The sequence below is a fragment of the Leeuwenhoekiella sp. H156 genome, assembly GCF_052218455.1.
Classification (GTDB): Bacteria; Bacteroidota; Bacteroidia; order Flavobacteriales; family Flavobacteriaceae; genus Leeuwenhoekiella; species Leeuwenhoekiella parthenopeia.
Window position 1 is genome coordinate 4,267,301 of record NZ_CP197499.1, and the last position, 24,714, is coordinate 4,292,014.

Annotated in this window: 24 protein-coding genes; 13 read left to right on the forward strand and 11 right to left on the reverse strand. The window is 44.7% G+C overall.

Going from position 1 to position 24,714, the window contains the following annotated elements:
• Positions 1–259: 259 nt before the first annotated feature.
• Positions 260–1,648 (reverse strand): phosphoglucosamine mutase, encoded by a 1,389-nt coding sequence (gene glmM, locus ACSSS3_RS17990; protein WP_442845796.1) that lies wholly within the window; start codon positions 1,646–1,648, stop codon positions 260–262.
• Positions 1,649–1,801: 153 nt separating this feature from the next.
• Between glmM and ACSSS3_RS17995 the strand changes: the two genes are divergently transcribed.
• From ACSSS3_RS17995 to ACSSS3_RS18040, 10 genes are all read left to right on the forward strand, one after another.
• Complete coding sequence (locus ACSSS3_RS17995) at positions 1,802–2,437, forward strand: acyloxyacyl hydrolase (protein WP_442845797.1); 636 nt, start codon at positions 1,802–1,804, stop codon at positions 2,435–2,437.
• Positions 2,438–2,500: 63 nt separating this feature from the next.
• Positions 2,501–3,121 carry an ACP phosphodiesterase gene (locus ACSSS3_RS18000; RefSeq protein WP_442845798.1) on the forward strand — a complete coding sequence of 207 codons (621 nt, stop codon included), beginning with the start codon at positions 2,501–2,503 and terminating at the stop codon, positions 3,119–3,121.
• Positions 3,118–4,854, forward strand: a complete 1,737-nt coding sequence (gene ggt / locus ACSSS3_RS18005; protein WP_442845799.1) for a gamma-glutamyltransferase — start codon at positions 3,118–3,120, stop codon at positions 4,852–4,854. The genes ACSSS3_RS18000 and ggt overlap by 4 nt, the downstream gene beginning before the upstream one ends.
• 499 nt (positions 4,855–5,353) lie before the next feature.
• Complete coding sequence (locus ACSSS3_RS18010; protein ID WP_442845800.1) at positions 5,354–5,947, forward strand: transcriptional regulator; 594 nt, start codon at positions 5,354–5,356, stop codon at positions 5,945–5,947.
• Entirely contained in the window at positions 5,948–6,688 is a 741-nt protein-coding gene (locus ACSSS3_RS18015; protein ID WP_442845801.1) for a DUF3307 domain-containing protein, read from the forward strand. It abuts the gene before it with no gap.
• A 124-nt stretch (positions 6,689–6,812) separates the two neighbouring features.
• Entirely contained in the window at positions 6,813–7,625 is an 813-nt protein-coding gene (locus tag ACSSS3_RS18020) for a metallophosphoesterase (protein ID WP_442845802.1), read from the forward strand.
• A gap of 121 nt (positions 7,626–7,746) precedes the next feature.
• Positions 7,747–8,133 (forward strand): hypothetical protein, encoded by a 387-nt coding sequence (locus ACSSS3_RS18025; RefSeq protein ID WP_442845803.1) that lies wholly within the window; start codon positions 7,747–7,749, stop codon positions 8,131–8,133.
• Complete coding sequence (locus tag ACSSS3_RS18030) at positions 8,120–8,440, forward strand: DUF6984 family protein (RefSeq protein WP_189319461.1); 321 nt, start codon at positions 8,120–8,122, stop codon at positions 8,438–8,440. Before ACSSS3_RS18025 ends, ACSSS3_RS18030 begins: the two co-directional genes overlap by 14 nt.
• Positions 8,441–8,466: 26 nt before the next feature.
• Positions 8,467–9,006 carry a GNAT family N-acetyltransferase gene (locus ACSSS3_RS18035; RefSeq protein ID WP_442845804.1) on the forward strand — a complete coding sequence of 180 codons (540 nt, stop codon included), beginning with the start codon at positions 8,467–8,469 and terminating at the stop codon, positions 9,004–9,006.
• Positions 9,007–9,108: 102 nt separating this feature from the next.
• The gene (locus tag ACSSS3_RS18040; protein WP_442845805.1) at positions 9,109–9,975 is read left to right on the forward strand and encodes a DUF5694 domain-containing protein; all 867 of its coding nucleotides are present in this window, start codon (positions 9,109–9,111) and stop codon (positions 9,973–9,975) included.
• 23 nt (positions 9,976–9,998) lie between these two features.
• On the opposite strand, the gene ACSSS3_RS18045 is transcribed toward ACSSS3_RS18040, so the two are convergent.
• Positions 9,999–10,295 carry an STAS domain-containing protein gene (locus ACSSS3_RS18045; protein WP_442845806.1) on the reverse strand — a complete coding sequence of 99 codons (297 nt, stop codon included), beginning with the start codon at positions 10,293–10,295 and terminating at the stop codon, positions 9,999–10,001.
• Between the two features lie 333 nt (positions 10,296–10,628).
• Positions 10,629–12,125, reverse strand: a complete 1,497-nt coding sequence (locus tag ACSSS3_RS18050) for a SulP family inorganic anion transporter (RefSeq protein WP_442845807.1) — start codon at positions 12,123–12,125, stop codon at positions 10,629–10,631.
• A gap of 328 nt (positions 12,126–12,453) precedes the next feature.
• On the opposite strand from ACSSS3_RS18050, the gene ACSSS3_RS18055 reads away from it, so the two are divergent.
• Entirely contained in the window at positions 12,454–13,905 is a 1,452-nt protein-coding gene (locus ACSSS3_RS18055; RefSeq protein WP_442845808.1) for a serine hydrolase domain-containing protein, read from the forward strand.
• A gap of 51 nt (positions 13,906–13,956) precedes the next feature.
• Here the strand turns inward: ACSSS3_RS18055 and ACSSS3_RS18060 are convergent, their stop codons facing one another.
• The 7 genes from ACSSS3_RS18060 to ACSSS3_RS18090 are packed head-to-tail and all read right to left on the reverse strand — an operon-like array spanning position 13,957 to position 19,195.
• A complete protein-coding gene (locus tag ACSSS3_RS18060) occupies positions 13,957–14,259 on the reverse strand; it encodes a type II toxin-antitoxin system RelE/ParE family toxin (protein ID WP_442845809.1) in 303 nt (100 codons plus the stop codon).
• Positions 14,244–14,480, reverse strand: coding sequence for a hypothetical protein (locus ACSSS3_RS18065; RefSeq protein WP_442845810.1), 237 nt, complete (start codon positions 14,478–14,480; stop codon positions 14,244–14,246). The genes ACSSS3_RS18060 and ACSSS3_RS18065 overlap by 16 nt, the downstream gene beginning before the upstream one ends.
• Positions 14,481–14,537: 57 nt before the next feature.
• Complete coding sequence (locus ACSSS3_RS18070) at positions 14,538–15,392, reverse strand: biotin-dependent carboxyltransferase family protein (RefSeq protein WP_442845811.1); 855 nt, start codon at positions 15,390–15,392, stop codon at positions 14,538–14,540.
• Positions 15,389–16,117: a 5-oxoprolinase subunit PxpB gene (gene pxpB / locus ACSSS3_RS18075; RefSeq protein WP_442845812.1), complete on the reverse strand. Its 729-nt coding sequence runs from the start codon at positions 16,115–16,117 to the stop codon at positions 15,389–15,391. Before pxpB ends, ACSSS3_RS18070 begins: the two co-directional genes overlap by 4 nt.
• Positions 16,114–16,857, reverse strand: a complete 744-nt coding sequence (pxpA, locus tag ACSSS3_RS18080) for a 5-oxoprolinase subunit PxpA (protein WP_442845813.1) — start codon at positions 16,855–16,857, stop codon at positions 16,114–16,116. Before pxpA ends, pxpB begins: the two co-directional genes overlap by 4 nt.
• A complete protein-coding gene (locus ACSSS3_RS18085) occupies positions 16,854–18,077 on the reverse strand; it encodes an Nramp family divalent metal transporter (protein WP_442845814.1) in 1,224 nt (407 codons plus the stop codon). Before ACSSS3_RS18085 ends, pxpA begins: the two co-directional genes overlap by 4 nt.
• Complete coding sequence (locus ACSSS3_RS18090) at positions 18,077–19,195, reverse strand: DUF2891 domain-containing protein (RefSeq protein WP_442845815.1); 1,119 nt, start codon at positions 19,193–19,195, stop codon at positions 18,077–18,079. Before ACSSS3_RS18090 ends, ACSSS3_RS18085 begins: the two co-directional genes overlap by 1 nt.
• 227 nt (positions 19,196–19,422) lie before the next feature.
• Between ACSSS3_RS18090 and ACSSS3_RS18095 the strand changes: the two genes are divergently transcribed.
• Both ACSSS3_RS18095 and ACSSS3_RS18100 read left to right on the forward strand, forming a co-directional pair.
• A complete protein-coding gene (locus ACSSS3_RS18095; RefSeq protein ID WP_442845816.1) occupies positions 19,423–20,145 on the forward strand; it encodes a hypothetical protein in 723 nt (240 codons plus the stop codon).
• Between the two features lie 194 nt (positions 20,146–20,339).
• Positions 20,340–20,768 carry a lipocalin family protein gene (locus ACSSS3_RS18100; RefSeq protein WP_442845817.1) on the forward strand — a complete coding sequence of 143 codons (429 nt, stop codon included), beginning with the start codon at positions 20,340–20,342 and terminating at the stop codon, positions 20,766–20,768.
• A gap of 601 nt (positions 20,769–21,369) precedes the next feature.
• On the opposite strand, the gene ACSSS3_RS18105 is transcribed toward ACSSS3_RS18100, so the two are convergent.
• Positions 21,370–24,240, reverse strand: a complete 2,871-nt coding sequence (locus ACSSS3_RS18105; protein WP_442845818.1) for a M16 family metallopeptidase — start codon at positions 24,238–24,240, stop codon at positions 21,370–21,372.
• Positions 24,241–24,714 lie beyond the last annotated feature (474 nt).

Here is a 24,714-nt window from a genome sequence, read left to right on the forward strand (position 1 = left end):
CGCCGCTGAAAAATTCAAGATTCAAGGTTTGATATTCAAGATTTGGGATTTAATTTTTCAAAAGATCGAATTGAACGCAAATGTCACCTCGACGATAGGAGAGGTCACATCCTACTTAGTTTTCTATTATTTAATAAACAATCTCTCGTTAATGGCTGATGTGATTTCTCCCAAAGGTCGAAATGAAAAACCAATTGCAAATTCCCGATTTTGTATTTCGTATTTCAAAAAACTGCCTACTGCAACTGAAAGCTGTCAACTAAATCCCCGCTATCTGCTTAATTTCAGCGATCATATCATCGGCGATTTGATCTGCTTCGGTTTGTGACGGAGCTTCGGTATAAATGCGAATGATGGGTTCGGTGTTTGATTTTCTGAGGTGTACCCAGTGCTTTTCAAAATCGATTTTAACGCCGTCAATAGTATTGATTTCTTCGGTTTTGTGATTTTCGGCAACTGCTTTTAAAATGCCGTCTACATCCAAACCGGGCGTAAGTTCAATTTTCTTTTTACTCATAAAATATGCGGGATAGCTCGCGCGTAACTCGCTTACTTTAACTTTTTGCTTTGCGAGATGCGTCAGAAATAAAGCTACACCCACGAGGGCATCCCGACCGTAATGCGACTCGGGATAAATGATACCACCATTGCCCTCACCACCGATTACGGCACCCACTTCTTTCATTTTGGCAACCACATTCACCTCACCAACAGCAGCCGCGTGATACGTGCCGCCGTGCTTTAAAGTGACATCACGCAGAGCCCGCGACGAACTCAAGTTAGAAACGGTTGCACCGGGGTTTTCACCCAAAACGTAATCGGCACAGGCTACAAGCGTGTATTCTTCTCCAAACATTTCACCGGTCTCGTCAATAAATGCCAGCCGGTCTACGTCAGGATCAACCACGATTCCCAAATCGGCGTTTTCTTCTTTTACCAAAGCGCAGATATCGCCCAAATGCTCTTTCAAAGGTTCGGGATTGTGCGGAAATCTTCCGTTAGGCTCGCAATACAATTTTACGGTATGCACCCCCAGACGGTTGAGCAACATCGGGATCGCGATCCCTCCCGTTGAATTAACACCGTCTACCACAATCTTAAATCCGGCCGCTTTGATCGCGTCTTCATCCACGAGTTCAAGATCTAAAACCTCATCGATGTGAATATCGATATAGGCGTCGTTTTTATGTATTTCGCCCAAATCATCTACATCTGCAAAATTCAGTTCTGCTGATTCTGCCAGTTCGAGGATTTTCGCTCCGGCTTCGGCATTGAGGAATTCTCCATTTTTATCCAGCAATTTCAGGGCATTCCATTGTTTAGGATTGTGTGATGCGGTAAGAATTATTCCGCCATCGGCGTGCTCCAGTTTTACTGCAAGCTCAACCGTAGGCGTGGTCGATAAATCCAGATCAATCACGTGAATTCCCATTCCCACCAGGGTTTGCATTACGAGTTGCTGCAGCATTTCGCCGCTAAGGCGGGCATCACGACCTACCACGACGCGGTATTCGTCTTTAGTTCGCTGCTGTTTGATAAAACTTCCGTAAGCCGAAGTAAATTTTACAGCATCAATTGGGGTCAGGTTATCACCGGGATTACCGCCTATGGTTCCGCGTATTCCGGATATGGATTTTATTAATGTCATGAATGTACTTGAAAAGCTGCAAGATAACCAGAATACTCCTTAAGCCATGCCCTGAAAATAAATAACCTGAAAAATATTTATCCAAAGAGTTCTATCTTTGGCAACTTTAATAAGAACAGTCAAGTGATTTTAGACACTTTAAAACCGGTTTTTATGAGTAAATTACTCTTTATTACTTTAGGCCTTTTTCTTTTAGTTCCCGCTACCTTACCCGCACAAAAAGATTCCCTTCAGGGGCGATTTTATCAAATCGGGTATAACACCGGTTATGCATCGGTAGATAATTTTATTTTTAAAGACGATGACTACTACTATGAGGTTTATTTTAATAAAATTCAGGTACTCTATCGTATTAAATCTGGCAAAATAAACTATGATTTTATATTTCAACCCGAAGTAAATCGCGCGCAACATAAATTATTCAATCCCTGGTTTGCCGGAAATCCCGATGTTTATAGTGAACAAAGAGAGATTTGGAAACGGTTTAAGTACATCAACGAATATATTTTCAATTGCGGGGTTTTACTAAAAACCCATTTAAATACGTCTTTAGAATTATATGCTTTAGCGAGTTTAGGCCCCGGGTATTTTGATGAAGGAACCGAGCGCATGGCAAAAGGCATAGGTTTTTCAGATAATTTAGCAACAGGTTTGCATTATAATTTTTATGAAAAATGGGTTTTGGATGTACGATTGGGCTATCGCCATGTGTCAAATGCAGAAATTAAACAACCCAATGCGGGTTATGATGCCCTTGAATACAACCTAGGTCTGGCCTATCGCCTTTAAATCTTAAGGTAATCGGCCAGCAAATTCAGCCGGGATTTAAAAGGTAATTTGTATTTTAAACCGATGAATTTTTTGGCACACATTTATCTTTCGGGTGATGACGAACTGGTCACGCTGGGCAATTTTATGGCAGACGGCATAAAAGGTAAGCAGTATAAAAAGTTTAGTCCACGGCTTAAAAAGGGCATTTTGCTGCATCGCAGTATAGATACCTTCACAGACGCCCATCCCACGGTGCGCCAAAGCACCCGCCGCCTGCACGCTAAGTACAGCCACTACAGCGGGGTGATTGTAGATATTCTCTACGATCATTTTTTGGCCAAAAACTGGCAGCAATATTCAAAAGTTCCTTTAGAGCAATTTGTAAGCGATTTCTACGACAGTCTTGACCGGCATTACGATGTGTTGACCAACCCGATACAGCATATGATTCCGCATATGATTGCAGACAACTGGTTGCTGAGTTATGCCAAAATAATCGGTATCGCCACGGTTTTGCACAATATGAACCGCCGTACCCGCAACCGAAGCGGCATGGATCGTGCCGTTGAAGATTTACAGGAGCATTATACCGATTTTGAACACGAATTCACCAGCTTTTTTGAAGAGCTCCGCGCCTTTTCTGCGGAACGCTTAGAAGAACTTAATACTGAATTTCCCGATACCAATACTACCGAACTATGAATTTTAAACTACTGAAACCTTTAGGATTTATACTGACTTTTATTCTGGTTTTAAATTCCTGCAAAACCGAACAAAAACAGCCACGCAGCATTCAACGCGGAAAACTTGCAGACAGCATTATGGTGGTTTCGGCCCGTGAAGAAGCTTCGCGTATAGGCGCCGAAATCCTGAAAAAAGGTGGTAACGCCTTTGATGCGCTCATAGGCGTAGATATGGCGCTTAACGTCGCCTATCCCTTTGCCGGAAGCCTGGGCGGCGGTGGCTTTATGGTGTACCGCAAAGCCGACGGCGAGATTGGCAGCATCGACTACCGCGAAAAAGCCCCTATGGCTGCCACGCACGATATGTATCTGGATGAAAACGGCGATGCCATTGCCTCTTTGAGCCGTGAAGGAGCGCTGGCTGTGGGCGTTCCGGGAACCATTGCCGGGATGTTTGCCATTCACGAAAAGCTGGGTTCTATGCCGATGGCCGAGATCCTTGAACCGGTTATTGCTCTGGCCGAAAAAGGCTATGTAATAACCGAAAATCAATGGAACCGCTATCGCAATTACGCAGCGGTTTTTGACAGTATTAACGGGAGGGAAACCCTCTATTCGGTAGGTTTTCGCGAAAGCGACAGCCTTAAAATCAAAGCGGGTGACACCATTAAAAACCCCGTACTGGCCGCTACGCTGAGACGCATTGCGCAAAACGGCAAAAGCGAATTCTACGAAGGAGAGACCGCTCAGAAGTTGGTCAACTTTATGCAAAAACATGGCGGAATCATCACGCTCGAGGATCTTAAAAACTACGAAGCAGTCTGGCGGAAACCCATCGTTTCCAGCTATAAAAATTTGAAAATCATCGGGATGCCGCCACCTTCAAGCGGAGGCGTTTGTCTGGCACAGATCTTTAAAATGATTGAACCCTACGAACTGAGCACCTATGGTCACAATTCGCTTAAAAGCATTCAGGTGATTACGGAAGCCGAACGTCGCGCCTATGCCGACCGCAGCTTTTTTCTGGGCGATCCCGACTTTAACGATATTCCTATCGAAACGCTTATCAGCACCGAATATGCAACAGAACGTATGGAGAATTTCAGCTTTGAGCAGGCAACGCCTTCTTCTGAGGTGGAACATGGTTTGATCCCCGGCTATGAGTCTATGGAAACCACCCATTTCTCGATTGTTGATCAATATGGTAATGCGGTTGCCCTCACCACTACCCTGAACGGGGCCTACGGTTCTAAGCTGTATGCAGACGAACTCGGCTTTTTCCTGAACAACGAGATGGATGATTTTAGCGTAAAACCCGGAGTTCCTAATATGTTTGGCCTTATTGGCGCGGCGGCAAATAAAATCGAACCTCAAAAACGCATGCTGAGCTCGATGACGCCTACCATTGTAGAAAAAGACGGTAAACTTTGGATGACGGTGGGTACCCCGGGCGGTTCAACTATAATAACTTCGGTGTTGCAAACGATTCTGAATGTAGCCGATTTTGAAATGGGTATGCAGGAAGCGGTAGATGCACCCCGATTCCATCATCAGTGGTTGCCCGATGTGGTTACCTTTGAACCCGATGCCTTTGGTAAACCTCTTTTAGATAGCCTGGCGGCGAAAGGATACCAAATTCGCCAGGAAAACAGCGTTATTCTAGGAAAGGTAGACGGTGTACTCGTATTACCTGACGGAACTCTGGAAGGCGGCGCAGACCGTCGCGGTGACGATACCGCCGTGGGATATTGATTTTTATCGCTTCTTAATACGATAATTTAATTTATTGTCTTTTAATACGATAATGTGATTGTGTTATTTGTTAATGGTTAAGCGTTAATGGGTTTTTTAAAAAATTCTGCCTTCTGAATTGGTTTTTGAGTTATTGAGTTATTGAGTAGTTTCTTATTTATTATTTCTTGTTTCTTGTTTCTTGTTTCTTGTTTCTTGTTTAGAATAACTCAGCATTCTGCATTCTTAATTCTGAATTGGTTATTGAGATATTGAGTAGTTTCTTGTTTCTTGTTTTAAATAATTCTGCATTCTTAATTCTGAATTGATTATTGATTTATTCAGTTATTTAAAAAAAGGTAAACAGAAAACAGAAAACCGAGAACTACGGCTGAAAACCTAAAACTGCCAACTGTGACTGGCCACTGAGACTGAAAACTGAGAACTAGAAAAAATTGCAATTATCGCATTATAATACGATATTTACCATTATCGTCTCTAAATACGATACCGAACATTTATGACCGCTATATTAACCGCAGATATCATCAATTCGCGAACGCAGCAAAACTGGCTTCCGGTATTGAAAGCCGTGCTTAACCGCCTGGGTGACGAACCGAAAGACTGGGAGATTTACCGCGGCGACAGCTTTCAGCTTGAGGTAAAACCTACAGAAGCTTTGTATTCCGCCTTACTAATCAAAAGTGCTGTTAAAAGTCTGGATGGTGTAGATGTGCGCATCGCCATAGGTCTGGGAGAGAAGACTCACGACGCGGCTAAAATCACAGAAGCTAACGGAAGCGCTTTTGTAAACAGCGGCACCTGTTTTGACCGACTCAAAAAACAAACCCTCGCCCTGCAAAGCGAGCATACTGATCTTGACACGCAATTCAATCTCATTCTTGAGTTGGCCTGCCTGACGATGGACAACTGGACGCCGGTGAGCGCGCAGGTGTTTCACCAAAAGCTGCTGCACCCGCAGCTCAATCAAACCGAACTGAGCGAGATGCTGGGCAAATCGCAAAGCACCATTAGCGCTACCCTGCACCGCGCGGGATATGACGAACTCACCAAAATGCTTCAGTACTACAGCCAAACCTTAAACAATCACTAAATGCTCGCACTCGCTCTAAAATTGCTGCTCGCTCACATTCTGGGAGACTTTGTACTGCAGCCCACCCGTTGGGTAAAAGACAAGCGCAAAAAGGGATTTCGCTCGCCGTATCTGTTGGCGCACATCGGCGTACATCTGCTGGCTTTGCTGGTGCTTTTGCAGTTTGACAGCCGCTATTTTTTAGGCATCGCCTTTATAGGTATAACCCACTACGCTATAGACCTGCTTAAGATCAGATACACGACCAAAAAGAACAGTACCTCATTGTTCATTGCAGATCAGGTTGCGCATCTGCTGGTGCTTAATCTGGTGGTGTATTACTACACGCCTTATACGATAGACTTTGATGCGCTGTACCAGCCTCTAGTTTTACTGGTGCTCACCCTGTTGTTTTTTGTAACCTATGTCGCCGGGATTTTAATGCGCCTTATTTTACAACCCTGGCAGGAAGCCATCGAACCTTCTAAAAAAGAGAAACTCAAAGTCAAAAACACCTCTCTGGCCGGTGCCGGAAAAATCATCGGGATGCTTGAGCGCCTGTTTGTTTTCGCTTTTATCCTGCTCAACGCCTGGTCTGCAATAGGCTTTTTGATCACGGCTAAGTCGGTTTTTCGTTTTGGAGATCTTACCGAAGGTAAAAACCGCCAGCTTACCGAATATGTATTGATAGGAACCCTCCTCAGCTTTGGCCTGGCCATTGGCGCCGGATTGCTCTTTAACTACCTGCTCCCGTATTTATAGAAAATCTGGTATTCCGGAAAAAACTTATAAAATGAACAGGTATATTTACGGAAATGAAGGTTAATATCGTTTGCTTGCTGTCTACCAAGAACTAAAGTAAAGCTAACACGCAGAAATTTTAGAGATGATAAAATTTACCAGAAGAAAATTTATTAAAACAGGAGTTTTTGCGGCAATTGGATTAGTTCTTTTGGATTCACTTTGGTTTGAGAAATATGTGATTGACTGGAATTACTTCGACATCTCAAAATCGGAAAAAGACAAACTAAAAATAATCCAGATTTCAGATTTGCACCTGGATCAATTAAGGTCTGTTCACAAATCGATTGCCAGAAAGATAAACGCTTTACAACCTGATTTAATCTTTATCACCGGGGATTCTGTTGACAAAACAGAAAAGATAAAACCGCTTAATGCATTCCTTGAACTCATTGATAATTCTATTAAAAAATATGCAATAACCGGAAATTGGGAATATTGGGGAAATGTTGATCTGGTAGAATTAGAAAAAGTTTATTACAAGAATAATTGCGAACTGCTAATTAACGATAATAGGACTTTTTCAATTAGAAACAGGGAAATAGCGATAATCGGAATTGACGATTTTGTTGGAGGTAATGCAGATTTTGAGGAGGCAATTGAAGGTCTTAAAGAAGCAGATACTACCATTGTTTTATCTCATTGTCCGGAACACAGGGATATCATCGCAAAACAAAAGGGAAACATCCTGATTGATTTAGTACTTTCCGGTCACACACACGGAGGTCAAATCACCTTTCTAGGATTCGTTCCATTCAAACCTCAGGGAAGTGGAAATTACTTAAAAGGTTGGTATACAGAATCAGACCCGAAAATGTATGTATCTAAAGGGATAGGAACAAGTATGTTGCCCATTCGATTTGGATCAAGAGCAGAAATAGTCCAGATGGACATTTAAAAAAATCTCTAAGCTAGAGTTGCAATTCACATCTTTGCGAACAATACGGTTTCTTGACTTTTTGAAAGATACAGGTATACAATAACAGGTATTAAGCTTATTAATGTAATAAAGAAGAAAAATGGAAAAAGCCTATTCGATATATCTGGACGCAACCAAAATCGGTACAACCCGATTTGAATATGCTGACGTGCCAATGGGGGTTCTCCATGGAAAAATCAATTTTTTAAATATAGAATCCCCCTATGCCCTTTTCAGAAATCATTGTAAAAGGCATAAAGTTCAAATAAATGAGGACGAACCAATGTACAAATTCATAGATACCATTGTTATTCACCAACTTAAAGTTTATTTCGAAAACGGAATTGAATTGACCGGTTGGGGCGCGGCAATAACGGGAATGGATAGTGAAGAATACGAAATCCAATTTGGTGGAATCTCACCTGAATTAATGCAAAGGGAATTCAAACACTATTATGATGAATATTTTGAAAATGAGACCCATTAAACAAAAAGAAATAGAAATAATTAAGAAGTTATGCAATAATCAGTTCAAGATACCCGAGCTGATTAGGAATCTGAATGATAATCATATGGGATCAATCTCTTTTGACATCGAAAATAAGCAAGCCAGACAAAAATCTATAGCTGCTGCAGAGTACATAGATATTGATGGGGTTTTGGTTGATATAGAGCTAAGCATTGATGAAGAAGGTAATTTATTTGAGCTTGATTTTTGGAAAGTTGATTTTAGCGAGTTAAAAGAATACCCCACTTTTGATAAGCTTAAAGTTAGAATTCCTGATGAAGGCTAATTTCCTTTTCAAAACCATCACTTTAAATGCTTCCACTTCCCTTCCCCATATTAAAAACCCAAAGACTACTTCTGCGTCAGATTATACAGGAAGATCTTGAAAATATCTACAAAGGCCTTTCAAACCCGCAAGTGATCAAACAGTATGGGGTTAGTTACGACAGTTTAGAGGCAACTCAGGAGCAAATGCTTTGGTTTAAAAATCAGGAAGAAACGCAATCGGGGATTTGGTGGGCAATCTGTGACCTCAAAGACCAGACCTTTTACGGTGCCTGCGGCTTTAACGACAAAAACGCCCCACAACAAAAAGCCGAAATAGGTTTTTGGCTCCTGCCTCAATTTTGGGGAAAAGGCTTTATAACCGAAGCTCTTCCGGCAATCTCTACCTACGCATTTGAAAAGCTGCACTTAAACCGGATTGAAGCTTTTGTGGAAACTGAAAATACCTCTAGCAAAAAAGTCCTTGAAAAAATGAATTTTATAAAGGAAGGAACGATGCACGAATATGAAGTAAAAAACGGCAGATCTATCGATCTCGACGTATATGCCCTGCTTAAGAAGGATTAAAACTGTTTCCTGGGAATTCCAGATTCCGGCTGATCAAATTATTAAGACCATTCAAAACACACTCCTACTTCCCTATCTTAGCGCCCATAAATTCCGCTTTTTATGATTCGATTTTTGGCTTTGCTCCTCGTTTTAATTAGCATTACTTCCTGCAGTTCAACTCCTGAAAATCCCGCGCCGGAGACCATGCCACAGACAGAGTCTGCAACTGCTAAAATTCAGGTGCTTAATGTGGGTACGTTTCACTTTGGCACAACTTCAGACGCGCACGCGACCGATTTTGATGAAAATGCGGCTCAAAACCAGCAGCAGGTACGCGAACTGGCTCAAAAACTCGCGGCTTTTAAACCCACAGTGATTTGCGTGGAAAAAATTCCGTCTAAAAACGACACGCTCAATACCGCCTACCAAAACTTTTTAAAGAACCCGGAACACCTGCCCACCTACGATGGCGAGATCAGTATGCTGGCCTTTGAAATAGGCCGCCTGGCTCAGGTAGACTGCCTTTACGGCATCGACAATCATATGGGCTACAACTATTCGGTGGGTGATTTTATAGAATCGAGTCCCGAGCTTGAGAATTCCATCGACCCGGAGACCTACCTGCAACTCACTAACGCGCCTTTTAAAGACCATCCCGGGCTTGCTGCGCGTGTGAACCGTTACGAGCAAAGTGATTTACCGGAGAAATTCAGGCTCATCAACGAACCGGCCTACCTCGATTTTCTCATCAATGCCAATGCAGATAAACTCCTTTATGTAGGTCTCGAAGACGGCTTTGAAGGCGCAGATAACGCGGCAATTTTCTACCAGCGCAATATGCGCATCTTTTCAAACCTCAATCGCGTCAGACTCAAAAAAGACGACCGGGTACTCATTCTGATGGGAGGCGCACACACCGCTTTTTTAAGGGAATTCTTTAAACGCAGCCCTAAGTTTGAGATGGTCAACACCCTCGATTATCTGTAGGCCAAATCAAAGCTGAATCGTTCTTACGCTGCGTTTTGCAACAACTGGCGTTTTCCGGCAAGGCCAAAGGTGCTGCGTACCGAAGCATTTTCGAGCCCCAAAAAGACCACGTTTTTCCCGCAGGTTGCATAATTCGCCTGAAGCTGGGCCAGTTTCATCACGGTACTAAGGTTTAATTCCTGCAATTTGCTCAGATCGAGAACGATCTCATTTTGCGATTTAAACGCATCGTTTAAGGTAGCGGCAAGTTCGCCAACGGCATTTAAAGTCAATTCGCCTCGTACTACTAAAGAGTTCTGATTTTTGATAAAAGTATACATAGCTTTTGGGGTTTTGGTGTTAATCCTGAAACAAAGATGTACCAAAAAAACAGGGTGCTATTCCCGCAATCGTCTAACTGAAACGAGCCTTAGATGAAAGGGAGTTTCGTGTCGGTGAGTTGGTTTGATTAAATCCATTTCAGAAATACCATTCAAAAAAATGAGACTGTCTGAAAAGTAATCTTAAGCTGTGAAAAATATCCCAAGTCTTTCGAGAGTCGAACTTCTTAAGCTATTTATAGATAATATGGTCTTCGACAGGCTCAGACTGACAGCTCAATATAGAACAACTTTTTGGACAGCCTCGCTTGTAGATCTTCCAACCGATCCGCTTTACTCCACCACATTGACATTGATCATCTCATCGGCTCTCAACAGCAGTTTATGACTGCTGCTGCTTAGGTTTGTGAGGTACACTTTCTTATTCACCTTGTGATAGCGTTCGGTGATTTTGTTTACCGCTTCAACGGCAGACATATCCGCGATGCGGCTTTCCTTGAAGTCAATGGTGATCTCTTCGGGATCATTAAGCACGTCAAACTTTTCATTAAACATCTTAACCGAAGCGAAAAACAAAGGTCCGTAGATCTCGTAGTGTTTCATTCCGGTTTCATCTATATGTTTACGGGCGCGTATGCGTTTGGCACTATCCCACGCAAATACCAGTGCGGCAATAATCACCCCTACCAATACGGCAAGTGCCAGATTGTGCAGGAACACGGTCACCACAGCAACCAAAATCCCCACCAGAATGTCTGATTTCGGGTATTTATTGATGATTCTAAAACTCACCCATTCAAAAGTACCTATCGAAACCATAATCATCAGACCGGTAAGCGCTGCCATCGGCAGGCGTTCAATAAGCGGAGCGCCAAACATCACAAAAAGCAGCAATACAATAGCCGCAATAATCCCTGAAAGCCGGGCACGGGCACCGTTTGAAATGTTGATCATACTTTGGCCGATCATCGCGCAGCCTCCCATCCCCGAGAAAAATCCGGAAAGCACATTGGCAAGTCCCTGAGCAGCCGCTTCCTTATTGGTACGACCACGGGTTTCGGTGATCTCGTCTATCAATTCCAGCGTCAGTAAACTTTCAATAAGCCCAACAGCAGCTACAATTGCTGAATACGGAGCGATAATTTTCAAAGTTTCCCAGCTAAAGGGAACATCAGGAATATGAAAGGGCGGAAAACCACCTTCTATCGATGCGATATCACCAACAGTGTTGGTGTCAATTCCGAAGAAAACCACAATCCCGAAAATCACCAGAATCGCCGCCAGCGAGGCCGGAAAAGCTTTGGTTACCTTTGGCAAAGCGTAAATAATCAGCATGGTTAACACGACCAGACCCAGCATTTTGTAAAGCGCCTCACCTGTAAGCCAGTTGCCCGAAGCATCCTGAAACTGCACCAGTTGTGAGGTAAAAATGATAATCGCAAGACCGTTTACAAAGCCGTAAACCACCGGTAAGGGCACCAGGCGCATCAGTTTCCCCAGTTTTAAAATTCCGGCAGCTGCCTGAATAAGACCGGCAAGAACTACACAGGCAAAGACGTACTCCACGCCATAATCTGCCGCAAGATCCACAATCACCACGGCCACAGCTCCGGTTGCCCCGGAAATCATACCCGGTCTTCCGCCAAAAATCGACGTGATTAAGCCCATCATAAAAGCAGCATACAAACCGGTTAACGGCGATAAACCGGCGATCAGGGCAAACGCCACCGCCTCCGGAACCAAAGCAATCGCCACGGTAAGACCGGAAAGAATTTCGGTGCGGTAGTTTACTTTTTGGGTAAAATCAAACAATTTTAAATACTGTTGCATAACAAAATTAGGGTTGTACAGCAGCCAAAACTGCCATCAAAATTCGGTTGCCGAACCCGATTGGGGCGACATTTTTTAATCAAGCCGCAAAACTAGTTATAAAAAGCCGTTAGACAAAGGTTTAAAGCTTTGGAGTACGAAAACGTTATAAAGAAATGATTTTCTGCATGTTATCTAAAAACGGGATTCCGGAAATACAGGGTATTGTATTCCGCCTCCCCGCTTACTTCAGTTTTAATCACTAAATTGGTTTTACATACTCAACTTCAATCAGCAGACCTAAGCTGCCGTGCCGGTTGGGTCCGTTTCCTTAAAAAATACCTAGACTATGAACAAACCCGTTGCATTCCTTCTCCTACTGTTATTAACTACCGTTTCCGCAAGCGCACAACAGACCGAAACCTATGATTATGCGCTTTCAAGCCGAAAACTCATTCAGCATGGCGTGCAGGCGATTCTTACCTGCAACGGGCTTTTTACTTCAAACCGCACACTTGAGCAGGTTTATGATCAGGAACTTGCTTATTTAAAAGAGCCTGTGGGCACAGCCGCGGGTGGGGATTATGTCATTGATTATGAAAACAAAACCGTTACCATCGCGGCCAGCGACAGTACTTCGATTATGCGGGCGGCGTATCGGGCAGGCATTGGTTGTGTGATTCTTGCGCCCAATCAAACTTTTGAAATCATCGAAGAACTCCCCGAGCAACAGCTTGCGCCCCTTTCGGGAGATGCGGCCGGCATTCCCTGGCCTGATGGGGATCTCGTCAAAAAACAAAAACTCCCTAAATACATCGATAAAAAGCTCCTGCAAGAGGCTTCAGACTGGTGTTTTAACAGGGAAAGCGAAGAGCAGGTCACCCTCAGCCTGCTTGTGCTGCATAAAGGTCAAATCATTCACGAGCGCTATGCTGAAGGGGTTGATCCGCATACCAAAACACGCACCTGGTCTGTTGCCAAAAGTATTGCCGTGACCCTGATCGGTATGCTGGTTGATGCCGGTAAAATGGAGCTCGACGCGCCTTTGGGTATCGAATGGCTGCCGAAAGAACGCAGTTCAGCAAATGACCCCAGGGGTGCGATCACCTTACGGAATGTGCTTAATATGTCTAGCGGACTCTACACGGTGGATAGTCGCGGGATGGAATATGCCACCGGCTCGGGGCTTTCCTATTGGGCGGGCGCGAGTTCGGCAAACGGCGCACGCGACCGCGGACTCATCCGCAATCCCGGGACCTATTGGGATTATGAAAACTACGACACCCTATTGGCTGTTTTGGCGATGAAAAACGCGCTGGGTGATGCCACTGCCTATCTCGAATTTCCCCGGAAAGCGCTGTTTGACCAAATCGGAATGCGGAATACCCTGGTAGGTACAGACCGGTTTGGCGATTTTATCTTTAGCAGTCAGGTGTATGCCTCCGCGCGCGATCTGGCGCGTTTTGGTCTGCTTTACGAGCAAAACGGAATGTGGAACGGCAAACGCCTGCTCTCTCAAGAGTGGATTGATTTTGTACGTACACCCACCACGGCTGCGGGGCAGGTCAATTCGCTATACGGTGGTCAATGGTGGCTGGTAGACGACTCCCGCGATGATGTGCCTAAAGATGCCTATGCCGCACGGGGCAACCGCGGGCAGTATGTGGTTGTGGTGCCTTCCCGGGATCTGGTGATCGTAAGACGCGGCCTTGATTATGGCCGTCAGGGATTTGACGTTTGGGATCTTACACGGGAGGTAGTTAAGGCGCTTCCGGAGGATTATGTTTCGGAGGGGGAATAGGACGAATAATGTTGTGGAATTCTAAAACTGAATATTTTATCGATGGGTCATCTAATATTCTAATGGTTCTTTTCTGGCATACCTCACACGAAGAATATAAACAGCTTCCTTTTCAACCAAATAAGATATTCGGTAGGTGTGTTTTTCATAGGCCCTTACAGTACCCGGATTATTTGCTTTTAAGGAATCCAGCTTATAGATCTCAGGGTCTGTAGCCAATATTGAAGTGGAATCGTATATTTCTGAAATGATTTTCTCAGTGATTTCAAGAGATTTGGATTGTTCTAAAAGCATCAAAAAGGCTTCGTTCAGTTCAGCAGCTGCCTGATGCGTCCAAATTATTGCTCTCCCCATTTCTTGATGCGTTCTCGCATTTGTTCATGCGTGTAGGTTTCGCCGCTTTTTATCTGAGCAATAGATGTATCTAGTTCATTATTGTATTCTTCAATACTAATACGCTGGGACGATACTTTCTTATTGTATTTCAGCATATTCTTGATGGCTTCGATAAACAAAGGATCGTTTACCTTATCAAGCTCCTCGTGAATCCATTTTAAATCTGCCTGTACACTCATAATATTCTTTTATTACTCTAAAGATATAATTATTCTTCCAAAACTTCATTCCATCAGTTACTCTAAGGCTAAGCTGAATTGAATCCCTTCCCCCGGCCGTTTTTGCGCTAAAGTACAAATCCCGAGTTCGCTTAATTGCAATACCCGTGGGTAACCGCCGGTTACCTGGCAATCGCGCATCAGGGCGATCAGGTTTCCGCCGGGTGTAAGCTGTACGGTTCCGGGAATTACGGGGCCGGTGGTGATGCCTTTTAACTTATTGTCTACTTCTTCTTTAAAACCAATAGCCATACGGTTTGACGTGGGCAGAAGCGTAAAACTCCCGTTTGTCAACTGCTCCCATATCGAAACGTCCAGCAAGTCCCACTCCGGTCCCGGAAAGGCCTCGATGTTGTTTTTATAAATACCGGTTTCGGGAAACTGTACCCGTGCGCCGGAGTTTTTCTCTTTGGTTGCAGCAACAAACGGCAAACGATCGCCTTTTTCGATTCGGGATTTTGGGGTAATCCCGGGATACTGACTGCGGCTGTGCAGGATTTCAGGCGACCGAAAGCCTCCGTTTATAGCCAGATACGCTCTAAAACCCCGTTTTAAGCCGCCAAATGTCAAAACATCGCCCGTTACACAACTATAGACTTTTGAGCCTTCCAAAGCCTTGTCATTGAGTTTAAGTTCAAATGTTGCCCCGCATACCGCGATCTGCGCATCAGCATGAAAACGCAGTTGTGGACCGGTCATGGTGATTTCGAGTACCGCCGCATCGGGTGGATTGTTGAGCAGTAAATTGGCCTTTCGGGCGGCAAGGCTGTCCATCACCCCGCTGCGTGGCACCCCATACACGGTGCTTTGCATTCTTCCCAAATCCTGAATGCTGGTGTACAAACCGGGTTTTAGAACTTCGACTTCACTCATCGTTTTTCCGTTTTCAATTGAAAGCTTCCGGATTTCATTTGCTCTTGGACTTCCTGATGTTCGGCTTTGGAAACCGCATAAAACTGAATACGATCCCCGGCCTGAAACGGACACGGAATTTCCAGTTGCGAATTGAACAATTCCACCGGACAATTCCCAATAATTTGCCAGCCAGCAGGACTCGAATTTGGGTAGATTCCGGTTTGATTTTCGGCTATGCCAACAGCGCCTTTTGCAACCGATTGACGCGGTGTTTTTTTACGCGAAATGCGGAGCCGTTCATCCATTCCTCCCAGGTATAAAAAGCCGGGCAAAAAACCTATAAAATACACGGTATAAATTGGCCGGGTATGCAACTCGATTATGTCAGGAATATTAAGTTTATTTGTAGTCGAAAGTTCTTCCAGATCGAGACCGAATTCCGCATCATAGCACACCGGCAATTGGTAGGTTTTACGCTGCAGATCGCTAGCGGGTATAGACGAAAAATCCACCGCCTGGAGACGCTCCAAATCACCATAAACAGAATCTATACCGGATATATAAGTAATTAACAATGAATTGTATGTGTTGATTACTTCAACTTTTGATTCAATTGCATTTTGAAGTAAAACATCCTTTACCGAAAGCAGCCAGTTCAGGTTTTCGGGGTTGATGGCGAAGTCCCATTGCAACAAAACAGCCCGCTCTCCCAGTCTGGATATCTTCGGTTTTTGGGGAATCATAAAGACTTGATTTGAATGGATGCTTCGGTTAATTTTTGGCGCAAAAAGTTCAGTAATTCCACCGCATTTTCGGTATCACCGTGTACACAAATCGTGTCTGCTTTCTGTTTAAAAACAGCACCCGAAACCGCTTTGATTTCGCCCGCTTTTACCATACGAATTACGTGTGCTGCGAGTTGGTTTTTATCGGTGATCAGGGCATTGTTTTGAACCCGTGAAACCAGGCTGCCGTCTTCCTCATAATTGCGGTCTGCAAAGGCCTCATAAAACAGCTTTAAACGTCCCGAAGCTGCACGCGCCATCTCCGAATTATAAGGCACATAAACCGGGGTTTTGGGATAGTGGGTTTCTAAAAACGCGGTGATGGCTTCGGCATAAACCGCATTACTTGCACACAGGTTGTACAAGGCTCCGTGCATCTTGATGTGGTGCAAGGGCAGGGCTGCAATGCGGCAGGCTTCGGCAACCATTTCTAGTTGTTCCTGAAGCGATGCGCTGAGGCTTGCAAAGGGCATTTCAAGTTTCTTACGCCCAAAATGTTCTTTATCGGGAAAAGAAGGATGCGCCCCTACTCCAACCCCGTGTTCTTTCGCCAGCTCCACCACCTGCCTGATGGTCTGTGCATCACCGGCGTGACCGCCACAGGCGAGGTTGCACGAACTGATGAGCGGCATCAGGGCTGCTTCATTGCCCAAGCCCTCGCCCAGATCGCAATTGATGTCTATGGAGAATGCATTCATAAGCTACCGATCACCGTTAGGATTACCTTTCCGCCCAAAATAAGGGTTATGATTAAAATAACCAGACTGATCGCATTTTTTAAGGTGGAATTTTTATGCGACCCGAGAAAATTCGACCGGTTGGCCAGCCAGATCAGGATGCCCGCGATGACGGGAAGCAAAATCCCGTTTGCGATTTGTGCAAACTGAATGATCGCAATGGGTTTGATGCCAAACGTTGCCAAAAGCACTCCCGTAAACAAAATGAGCATCCAGGTGGCCTGGAAGGGTTTGGACTGCTGGTTCCCACCCAGATTTAAACAACCCTGCGCCACGTATGCCCCGGCCAGCGGTGCGGTAATCGCCGAAGTAATCCCCGCGGCAAACAAGCCCAAACCGATGCAATAACGGGCTGCCTCACCGTAAAGCGGCTCTAGGCTTTGTGCCAGACCTACCGCGCCATCAACGGTGCTTCCATTGATCGCCGCAGCGGCAATGATGATGCACATGGAGACGATTCCGCCTAAAACCACAGCGATAATCGTGTCCTTTCGGGCTGCGGGTAACTCACGCTTGTCCTTCCATTTCTGATTGACGAGAGAAGCGTGTAAAAACAGGTTATACGGCACTACAGTGGTACCTACCAAAGCGATGATCATCAGGAGGCTGCCTTCCGGAACCCCCGGGATAAAAGCATTTTTCAGGAGATCGAAGAGATCGGGCCCGGTCAGGATTGCTGTGATCACAAACGAAAGGCTCATCAAAATCACCAGCACCAGAAATACTTTTTCGAGCACTTTATAATTGCCGATGTACAGCAATACAAAGGCTACTGCTCCGATGAGCAGGCTGTAACCGTTGAGCTGAAAGCCCTTTAAATCGATTATCCCGTCGTTTCCCAGTGCCTGTAAACCCAGAACACCACCGCTGATGTTTCCGCCCTCATACGCCGCATTTCCCACCACAATCGCAGCGAGCACGAGGCCGAGAATCAATTTTCGAAGTATTCCGTCCGGCAATTGTTCGCGTAAGACCTGTGAAAGGCCTTTTCCCGAAACCAGACCAATGCGCGCTGCGGTTTCCTGCAAAATCACCGTTGCCACGATAGACAGGGTCATTGCCCAGAGCAGGCCATAGCCAAATTGCACGCCCGCCAGCGTACACACGGTTACCGTCCCGGGACCGATAAATGCCGCGGCGATAAGGGCGCCCGGACCTATATTTTTAAACGGATTGCGCATTAGCGATGCGCGGTTTTTAAAGCGTAAAGCGCAAAACTGCCCAGCCAGTGTCCGCCCTCATAATCGTCACCCACTACATTGGGTAGCGAATAATTCAGATGTTTGTCCGCAGTTTGTTTCAGGTGTGCGTATTGCGGATATTGTTTGGCCAGCGCATACAGATTCCACGCCCGGCTGAAGTTGACGCCATCCAGATGCACCAGCTTACCGTCGGTACGGTCTGACACCTCACCCACGGCCAACTCATAATCGGTATTTTTCAACTGGGGTAGAAATGCATCGGCCCAGTCCAGAAACTCCGCTTCGGGTAATACCAGGCGCATAATGTTGAGTTCTTCGAGGCAGGGCGAAAGAAAATCAGTCCCACCCGGTTCCCAGCTCATCGGGCAGTTTTCGTCTGTATTGTAAAAATCTTTCGCACGCGCTGCGATCAGGTTCTGAAACGTAGTATCCTGCACGGTTTCGGCATATTCATAGGCAAACGAAAGTCCGAATGCCGTGTTGGGATGCTCCCCCACACGAATGGGATAATTCAGTTTTGGTAAAAATTCCTCATAACGCTCCACCAGCAAATCGGTAAGCGGTTGCAGGTTTTGCTCGAGTTCACGTGCTAACGGATCGTCCCAGGTATGGAGTTCTTCCGCCAGTTTCAGGAGCCACGCCCAGCCGTAGGTGCGCTCGTAGGATTTGTTGTGTTCGCCATTAAAATAGGCCACTTCCGTCTCTATGTTTTCTTGTGTAAGATGTTCTTTCAAATAGGTTTTTAAGGTTTCGGCTTCTGCCAAATCGGGAAAGGTCTTTAAAATATACACCATACTCCAATGCCCGTGAACGGCACTGTGCCAGTCAAAACAGCCGTAAAACGCGGGATGCAAAACCGAAGGCTCCTTTAAATCCCCGGCTTCACCCAGCGTCTGACTCAGTTTATTGGGATACTCCTGATTGACGCATGCCAGCGGCAACTGGGCCAGATTATTGGCCTGATCGAGATTGAGTTGCGGGGTGGTATAGGTTTGCTGCACGGTTTTCGTTTCGGGTTCCGGAGTTTTTTGATTTTGATCGGGTTGGGTATTGCAGGCAGCACAGGCTGCGAAAATCAGTAGATAGAATTTTTTCATTCAGGCGGTTTTAGACAGTTCTGTGGAACGCTTATCGAGTTAAAGATAAAGAAAGCCACTGAAAACCGGCTTTGAAAAGTGATGCAGCTCTCACTTTTAAAGGCGAGGCAAAGTTATAATACTCCAAAACACGCCTCAGCATTAAATTTTCTTTACAACGAATACCTCCTGCGCTTGCTCCGCGAAGGTTTACAGGTTAATTTTAAAACAAATGAAACCTGCTCGCTATGTCAAAAATTGAGAAAACCAACCTCAACAATCCCGAAGACCATGGAATCTGGCTGCAAAAGGCCAAAACCCTCCGCAAAATTGTAGGTACGCTGGGAATGCTTTTGCCGGTGCTGCTGCTGGCTATTTCACTCACGTTTTTTGACCTCAACGCACCGCTGGAGTCCATCAGTCATTATTATTTCACGAGGGCTTCTACCCTGTTTACGGGCAGTATGGGGCTTATTGGCACCTTTCTGATTGTTTACAGCGGCGAAGAGCGGGTAGATTTTTGGGTTTCGAACATCGCGGGGGTTGCGGCGCTTTGTGTGGCGTTTTTCCCTACCAGCAATCTGGCTACCATGTGCTGCGATCTCGATATGCCGTATGCAGTCACCTATTTTGAGGAGTCGAAAGAAGGCTGGCGCTCGCTGTTTCACTATATCGCTGCGGCCGTATTTCTACTGGCTCTTGCCTATATGTCGCTGTTTTTGTTTGTGAAATCAGACAAACCGAAAGCACAGCGCAGTCCGAAAAAGATTATGCGCAATCGCATGTATCGTATTTGTGGTTCCCTGATGCTGGCTGCTCTGCTGGTTGTTGTTCTGGGGCTGACGGGTGTGATTCCTGAAACTAGCTATGACGAACTCAGACTGACCTTTTGGATGGAAGCGGTTGCCGTGGAGGCTTTTGGTTTTAGCTGGCTGGTTAAGGGGGAAGCCCTGATGGGGGATAGAAGTTAGAGGGTTTGTAATTTATTATTTCTTGTTCCTGGTTGCTGATTCCTGAAAACGTAGACTGCTAGCTAAATTTAGTTGCAGGTTGTAGGTTGCAGGTTGCAAGTTGCAAATTGCAGGTTGCAGGTTGCAGAAAAAAATTATCAAGTTTGGCGCAACCTGTTTGATGGAGAGGTATCTATTTAGCAAACAATCTAATTATGAAAACCAAACTAAGCTTGCTATTCTGCCTTATCGTGTTAATCGGTTGTGAGGATACCTCAGTTGAGGAACCACGGGATGCTACGGCTCTTTTAATTTCCGGAAAATGGAAAAAAACAGAAGCCTACATCAGTTCCGGAGGACCGCAATATTGGGTTGATGCGGAAAAGGGCGAAACCATTACCTTTCAAAACAACGGAAGCTTTTCTTCAGACCGCTATGCCGAATGCGCAACGGGTAATTTCACCGTAAAAGAAAATGTCCTCAGCCTGAACTACGATTGTCCCGATTTTAATCCCAATACCGAAAACGAGGAGGGTTTAATCACCTACTCCATTGAACAGTTTACAACCTATTTTATACTCACACCTACCAGCGGACCTATCTGCGTCGAAGGCTGCAGTTATAAATATGTACGGGTGGAATGATATTCGGAGGTTTTGGTTTCTGGTTTCTGGTTTCTGGCTCCTGAAAACGTAGACTGCTAGTTAAATGGAGTTGCAATTTGCAAGTTACAGGTTACAGGTTGCAGGTTGCAGGTTGCAGGTAAAAAGTTCTTGTTTCTGGTTTCTTGTTTCTTGTTTCTTGTTTCTTGTTTCTTGTTTTAAAGAATTCAATTCAACTGAAAACCGCAAACTGTAAACCGCAACATCTTCTCGATACATTTTTTTCGGGCTCAGGCTCTCAAAAAATACTCGAAGTGACAAAAACCGTAAACAGAAAACGGTAAACCGAAACATCTTCTCGATACACTTTTTTCGAGCTCGGGCTCTCAAAAACCACTCGAAGTGACAAAAACCGTAAACAGAAAACGGTAAACCGAAACATCTTCCCGATACAACTGAAACCATTCTCGGCCCCCGTTTGCATTCATTCGAAGTGACAAAACAGCAAACGGTAAACCACAACATCTTCTCGATACAATTTTTTCGAGCTCAGGCTCTCAAAAACCACTCGAAGTGACAAAAAAGAAACCCCAAAGCTCCGCAGAACTTTGGGGTTTTTTCGGTTTAACCTTTCAAAAAAAACCTACTTTTTAACTTCCTCGAGTGTTACCTCGTTTCCGTCTTTATCTAATAATTTCACTTCGTCAAAGCCCATCTTTTTAAACTGCTGGTACTGCGTTGCCGCATCACCTACAACCAGATAGGCCATTTTTGATTCGTCCAGATATTTATTAGCCAGCTCTTTGTGCTGCTCCAAGGTCATATTGTTGATCGTGGCTTCCTCTTTCTCGATGTAATTAGGATCTAAATCATACGAACTGCGCTCCTGAAGCATTCCTAACAAGGAACCCTGAGTTTCAAAACGACGTGCGTTTGATTTGATCAACGCATTCTTGGTGAACTCCAGATCTTCAGGTGTGATACCTTCTTTGTACTTGGCGATTTCATCTCTAAAGATTTCAACCGACTCGCCCGTGGTGTTGGTACGTACGCTTGAAGATGCAGTAAAGGTTCCCGGAATTTTGGTTCCGCTAAAGCCTGAACGCGCACCGTAGGTATAACCTTTTTCTTCACGTAAAACCAGGTTCACGTTTCCGCTAAATGAACCTCCTAACTTGTAGTTCATCACTTCTGCAGGATAGAAATCGGTGTCGGTACGTGGCATTGCGATATACCCGATATTGATCACCGACTGTTTCGCATTTGGGATATCTACAAAATACAACGAAGCTTTATCACGGTTGTTTGCAACCGGGAATTCAGGAATCGTCACTTCTTTAGCTTCCCATTTGGTTTTTAAACCTTCAAGTGCAGCAAGCGCCTTGTCTTTAGACACGTCACCCACCACATGGAAACGGCTTACAGAAGGTGAAAAATAATTGTTGTAATAGTCTTTTAAATCCTGAATGGTGATCGCCTCTACAGACTCAACCGTACCGCTGGTAGGATGCGCCAAAGGATGGTTTTCACCATACAATACCTTGTTATACACCCGGTTTGCAATCACATTAGGGTTTGCGTCAGAGCGCTTAATAGAGTTGATGGTGCTCGTTTTGATACGGGCAAATTCCTTCTCATCCCAACGCGGTTGCAATAAGATTTCTTCTACCAAAGCCATAGTCGCATCAAAATTACGAGCCAGCGTATTCCCTCGTATCACAATAGACTCATCTGTCGTGTACATATTGATGCTGGCACCCAGACGGTCTATAGCTTCTTCCAGCTCCAGCGGAGTCTTGGTCGCAGTACCTTCCATCATAATATCGGTCATCAGGTTTGCCACACCGTTTTTGCTTAAATCATCAAGCAGGTGGCCGCCGTCTAGTACGAGGCTGAAGTTTACCAAAGGCAACTCATCCTGAACGATACCGTATACTTCCATTTCGTTAGGCAATTCAGCCGTCCACGATTCCGGGATATTGAGTTTAGGACTCTCTCCCATCGCAGGAGGAACCGAACGGTCAAAACTGGAAGGGGTTTTTTCGATTTCCTTCTCCGCATCTACAACCTCGGTTTTTACATTTTCGGTGATTTCTTCTTCGACAACTTCGGCTTTTTCGGAATTCTCTGCGATAAGTTGCATTTCTCCTTTAGGCACAAAACTGGTTAAGACGAAAGGCTTGCCTTTGATGTACTTTTCGTACACCCGCATCACATCATCGGTAGTAACGGCTTTGATGTTTTCGATATCCTTTTCAATAAAACCGGGATCTCCGGCAAACACATCGTATTGTGCCAATTGGAACGATTTGCCCAAAACACTGCTGATTCCGTTATAAAAATCGGTTTCCAGACCGGCTTTGATACGCTCAATATCTTCGGCCTTGATGCCTTCTTTTTCAAAAAGCGCAAAAGCTTTATTGATACCGGTTTCTACGCTATCGAGGTCTACCCCGGCATTTGCAGTTACCGAAATACTGAATTTACCTGCAATCTGATCGCTGCTGTTGTAGGCATACGGCTGCGAAGTCACTTCCATATCTTCCACCAAAACGCGGTATAAAGGCGCTTTTTTTCCGTCTGAAAGGATTTGGCCTAAAAAGTCAAGGGCATAGGCATCATCGGTGTACATTTCAACCGTTGGCCATACCATATTCAATTGAGGCGCCGTGGCAAAATTATCTTCGTGATACAATCTCTTGGTCTCATCAAGAGTCACATTCTGTACTTCTAAAGGCTCCACTTCCTGACGCTTTTTGATTTCGCCGAAATACTTTTCAACCAGTTCTTTGGTTTTGGCCTCATCAAAATCCCCGGCAATTACCAGCGTGGCGTTGTTAGGGCCGTAGAACTTGTCGTAAAACTCCTTCACATCTGCTACCGTCGCATTCTGAAGATCTTCCAGTTCGCCAATTACCTGCCAGCTGTACGGATGTCCGTCAGGAAACAGGTTTTTGTCAATCACCCAGCTGGTGTGCCCATACGGATTGTTATCTACACGCTGGCGCTTTTCGTTTTGAACCACTTCCTGCTGATTGGCAAATGCAGATTCGGTTACCGTGTTGATGAGAAAGCCCATACGATCAGACTCCAGCCACAACACGGTTTCTAAAGCATTGTTGGGCACTACCTCATAATAAATGGTTCCATCCTGCCAGGTACCCCCGTTAAGCGTACCACCGGCATCCTGAATGGTTTTGAAGAATTGATCCTGCGGCACGTTTTCAGATTCCTGAAACAACATATGCTCAAAAAGGTGGGCAAAACCGGTACGTCCCTTTTTCTCGCGGTTAGATCCTACGCCATATTGTATCGCAACAGACACAATGGGGTCACTTTTGTCCTGATGAAGAACAACGTTTAAGCCGTTTTCCAGCTCATACTTTTCGTAATCGATTGATAGTTTGGCTTCTGCAACATCACCGTCTGAATCTGCCTTTTTATCGCAGGAAACAAAGGTGGCCACAAAAAACGACAGCATAACCGCCATCGGTGTCCATTTAGTTCTGATCATAGAATTGTTAATTTTAATTAGTAAAGTTTAAATATACAGAAATGTTTTCAGCCTAAATGACGCAAAAAACACCCCCATGTTACAGATTTCAGTTAGTTCTTTTAAGTGTTTTTGTAAAATCGTTGAATAAATCGCAAAAAGCACCTGAAAACGGAATTGTTAAAATTTATCTTTTCAATAGGCTAAAAAGCTTCAAAGGCTATTAAAAAAAGGGTTTGTTTGAAGCGGGTTGGGTAAACTTTACAGGCTTAAATTTAAAATACTGATTATAAGCAAGTTTTAAATTTTATGGAATGCGATCGGTTTTTAGTCTCAAAACGAAAGATTTATATTGTTATTCCGAAAAGAAATTAGAACAGGTTTTGTTTTTGTTAGAAATCTTGCATCTAAATCTTGATCCCTCCGTGCTTGACCTATAAACAAAATTTACCCCGGTCAACAAGATGTTTGCTAACCGGGGTAATTGTAAATTGT

Excerpts from the sequence above, each read along its gene's own strand:
- glmM (WP_442845796.1), bottom strand. The coding sequence starts at position 1,648 with ATGACATTAATAAAATCCATATCCGGAATACGCGGAACCATAGGCGGT.
- ACSSS3_RS17995 (WP_442845797.1), top strand. The coding sequence starts at position 1,802 with ATGAGTAAATTACTCTTTATTACTTTAGGCCTTTTTCTTTTAGTTCCC.
- ACSSS3_RS18000 (WP_442845798.1), top strand. The coding sequence starts at position 2,501 with ATGAATTTTTTGGCACACATTTATCTTTCGGGTGATGACGAACTGGTC.
- ggt (WP_442845799.1), top strand. The coding sequence starts at position 3,118 with ATGAATTTTAAACTACTGAAACCTTTAGGATTTATACTGACTTTTATT.
- ACSSS3_RS18010 (WP_442845800.1), top strand. The coding sequence starts at position 5,354 with ATGACCGCTATATTAACCGCAGATATCATCAATTCGCGAACGCAGCAA.
- ACSSS3_RS18015 (WP_442845801.1), top strand. The coding sequence starts at position 5,948 with ATGCTCGCACTCGCTCTAAAATTGCTGCTCGCTCACATTCTGGGAGAC.
- ACSSS3_RS18020 (WP_442845802.1), top strand. The coding sequence starts at position 6,813 with ATGATAAAATTTACCAGAAGAAAATTTATTAAAACAGGAGTTTTTGCG.
- ACSSS3_RS18025 (WP_442845803.1), top strand. The coding sequence starts at position 7,747 with ATGGAAAAAGCCTATTCGATATATCTGGACGCAACCAAAATCGGTACA.
- ACSSS3_RS18030 (WP_189319461.1), top strand. The coding sequence starts at position 8,120 with ATGAGACCCATTAAACAAAAAGAAATAGAAATAATTAAGAAGTTATGC.
- ACSSS3_RS18035 (WP_442845804.1), top strand. The coding sequence starts at position 8,467 with ATGCTTCCACTTCCCTTCCCCATATTAAAAACCCAAAGACTACTTCTG.
- ACSSS3_RS18040 (WP_442845805.1), top strand. The coding sequence starts at position 9,109 with ATGATTCGATTTTTGGCTTTGCTCCTCGTTTTAATTAGCATTACTTCC.
- ACSSS3_RS18045 (WP_442845806.1), bottom strand. The coding sequence starts at position 10,295 with ATGTATACTTTTATCAAAAATCAGAACTCTTTAGTAGTACGAGGCGAA.
- ACSSS3_RS18050 (WP_442845807.1), bottom strand. The coding sequence starts at position 12,125 with ATGCAACAGTATTTAAAATTGTTTGATTTTACCCAAAAAGTAAACTAC.
- ACSSS3_RS18055 (WP_442845808.1), top strand. The coding sequence starts at position 12,454 with ATGAACAAACCCGTTGCATTCCTTCTCCTACTGTTATTAACTACCGTT.
- ACSSS3_RS18060 (WP_442845809.1), bottom strand. The coding sequence starts at position 14,259 with ATGGGGAGAGCAATAATTTGGACGCATCAGGCAGCTGCTGAACTGAAC.
- ACSSS3_RS18065 (WP_442845810.1), bottom strand. The coding sequence starts at position 14,480 with ATGAGTGTACAGGCAGATTTAAAATGGATTCACGAGGAGCTTGATAAG.
- ACSSS3_RS18070 (WP_442845811.1), bottom strand. The coding sequence starts at position 15,392 with ATGAGTGAAGTCGAAGTTCTAAAACCCGGTTTGTACACCAGCATTCAG.
- pxpB (WP_442845812.1), bottom strand. The coding sequence starts at position 16,117 with ATGATTCCCCAAAAACCGAAGATATCCAGACTGGGAGAGCGGGCTGTT.
- pxpA (WP_442845813.1), bottom strand. The coding sequence starts at position 16,857 with ATGAATGCATTCTCCATAGACATCAATTGCGATCTGGGCGAGGGCTTG.
- ACSSS3_RS18085 (WP_442845814.1), bottom strand. The coding sequence starts at position 18,077 with ATGCGCAATCCGTTTAAAAATATAGGTCCGGGCGCCCTTATCGCCGCG.
- ACSSS3_RS18090 (WP_442845815.1), bottom strand. The coding sequence starts at position 19,195 with ATGAAAAAATTCTATCTACTGATTTTCGCAGCCTGTGCTGCCTGCAAT.
- ACSSS3_RS18095 (WP_442845816.1), top strand. The coding sequence starts at position 19,423 with ATGTCAAAAATTGAGAAAACCAACCTCAACAATCCCGAAGACCATGGA.
- ACSSS3_RS18100 (WP_442845817.1), top strand. The coding sequence starts at position 20,340 with ATGAAAACCAAACTAAGCTTGCTATTCTGCCTTATCGTGTTAATCGGT.
- ACSSS3_RS18105 (WP_442845818.1), bottom strand. The coding sequence starts at position 24,240 with ATGATCAGAACTAAATGGACACCGATGGCGGTTATGCTGTCGTTTTTT.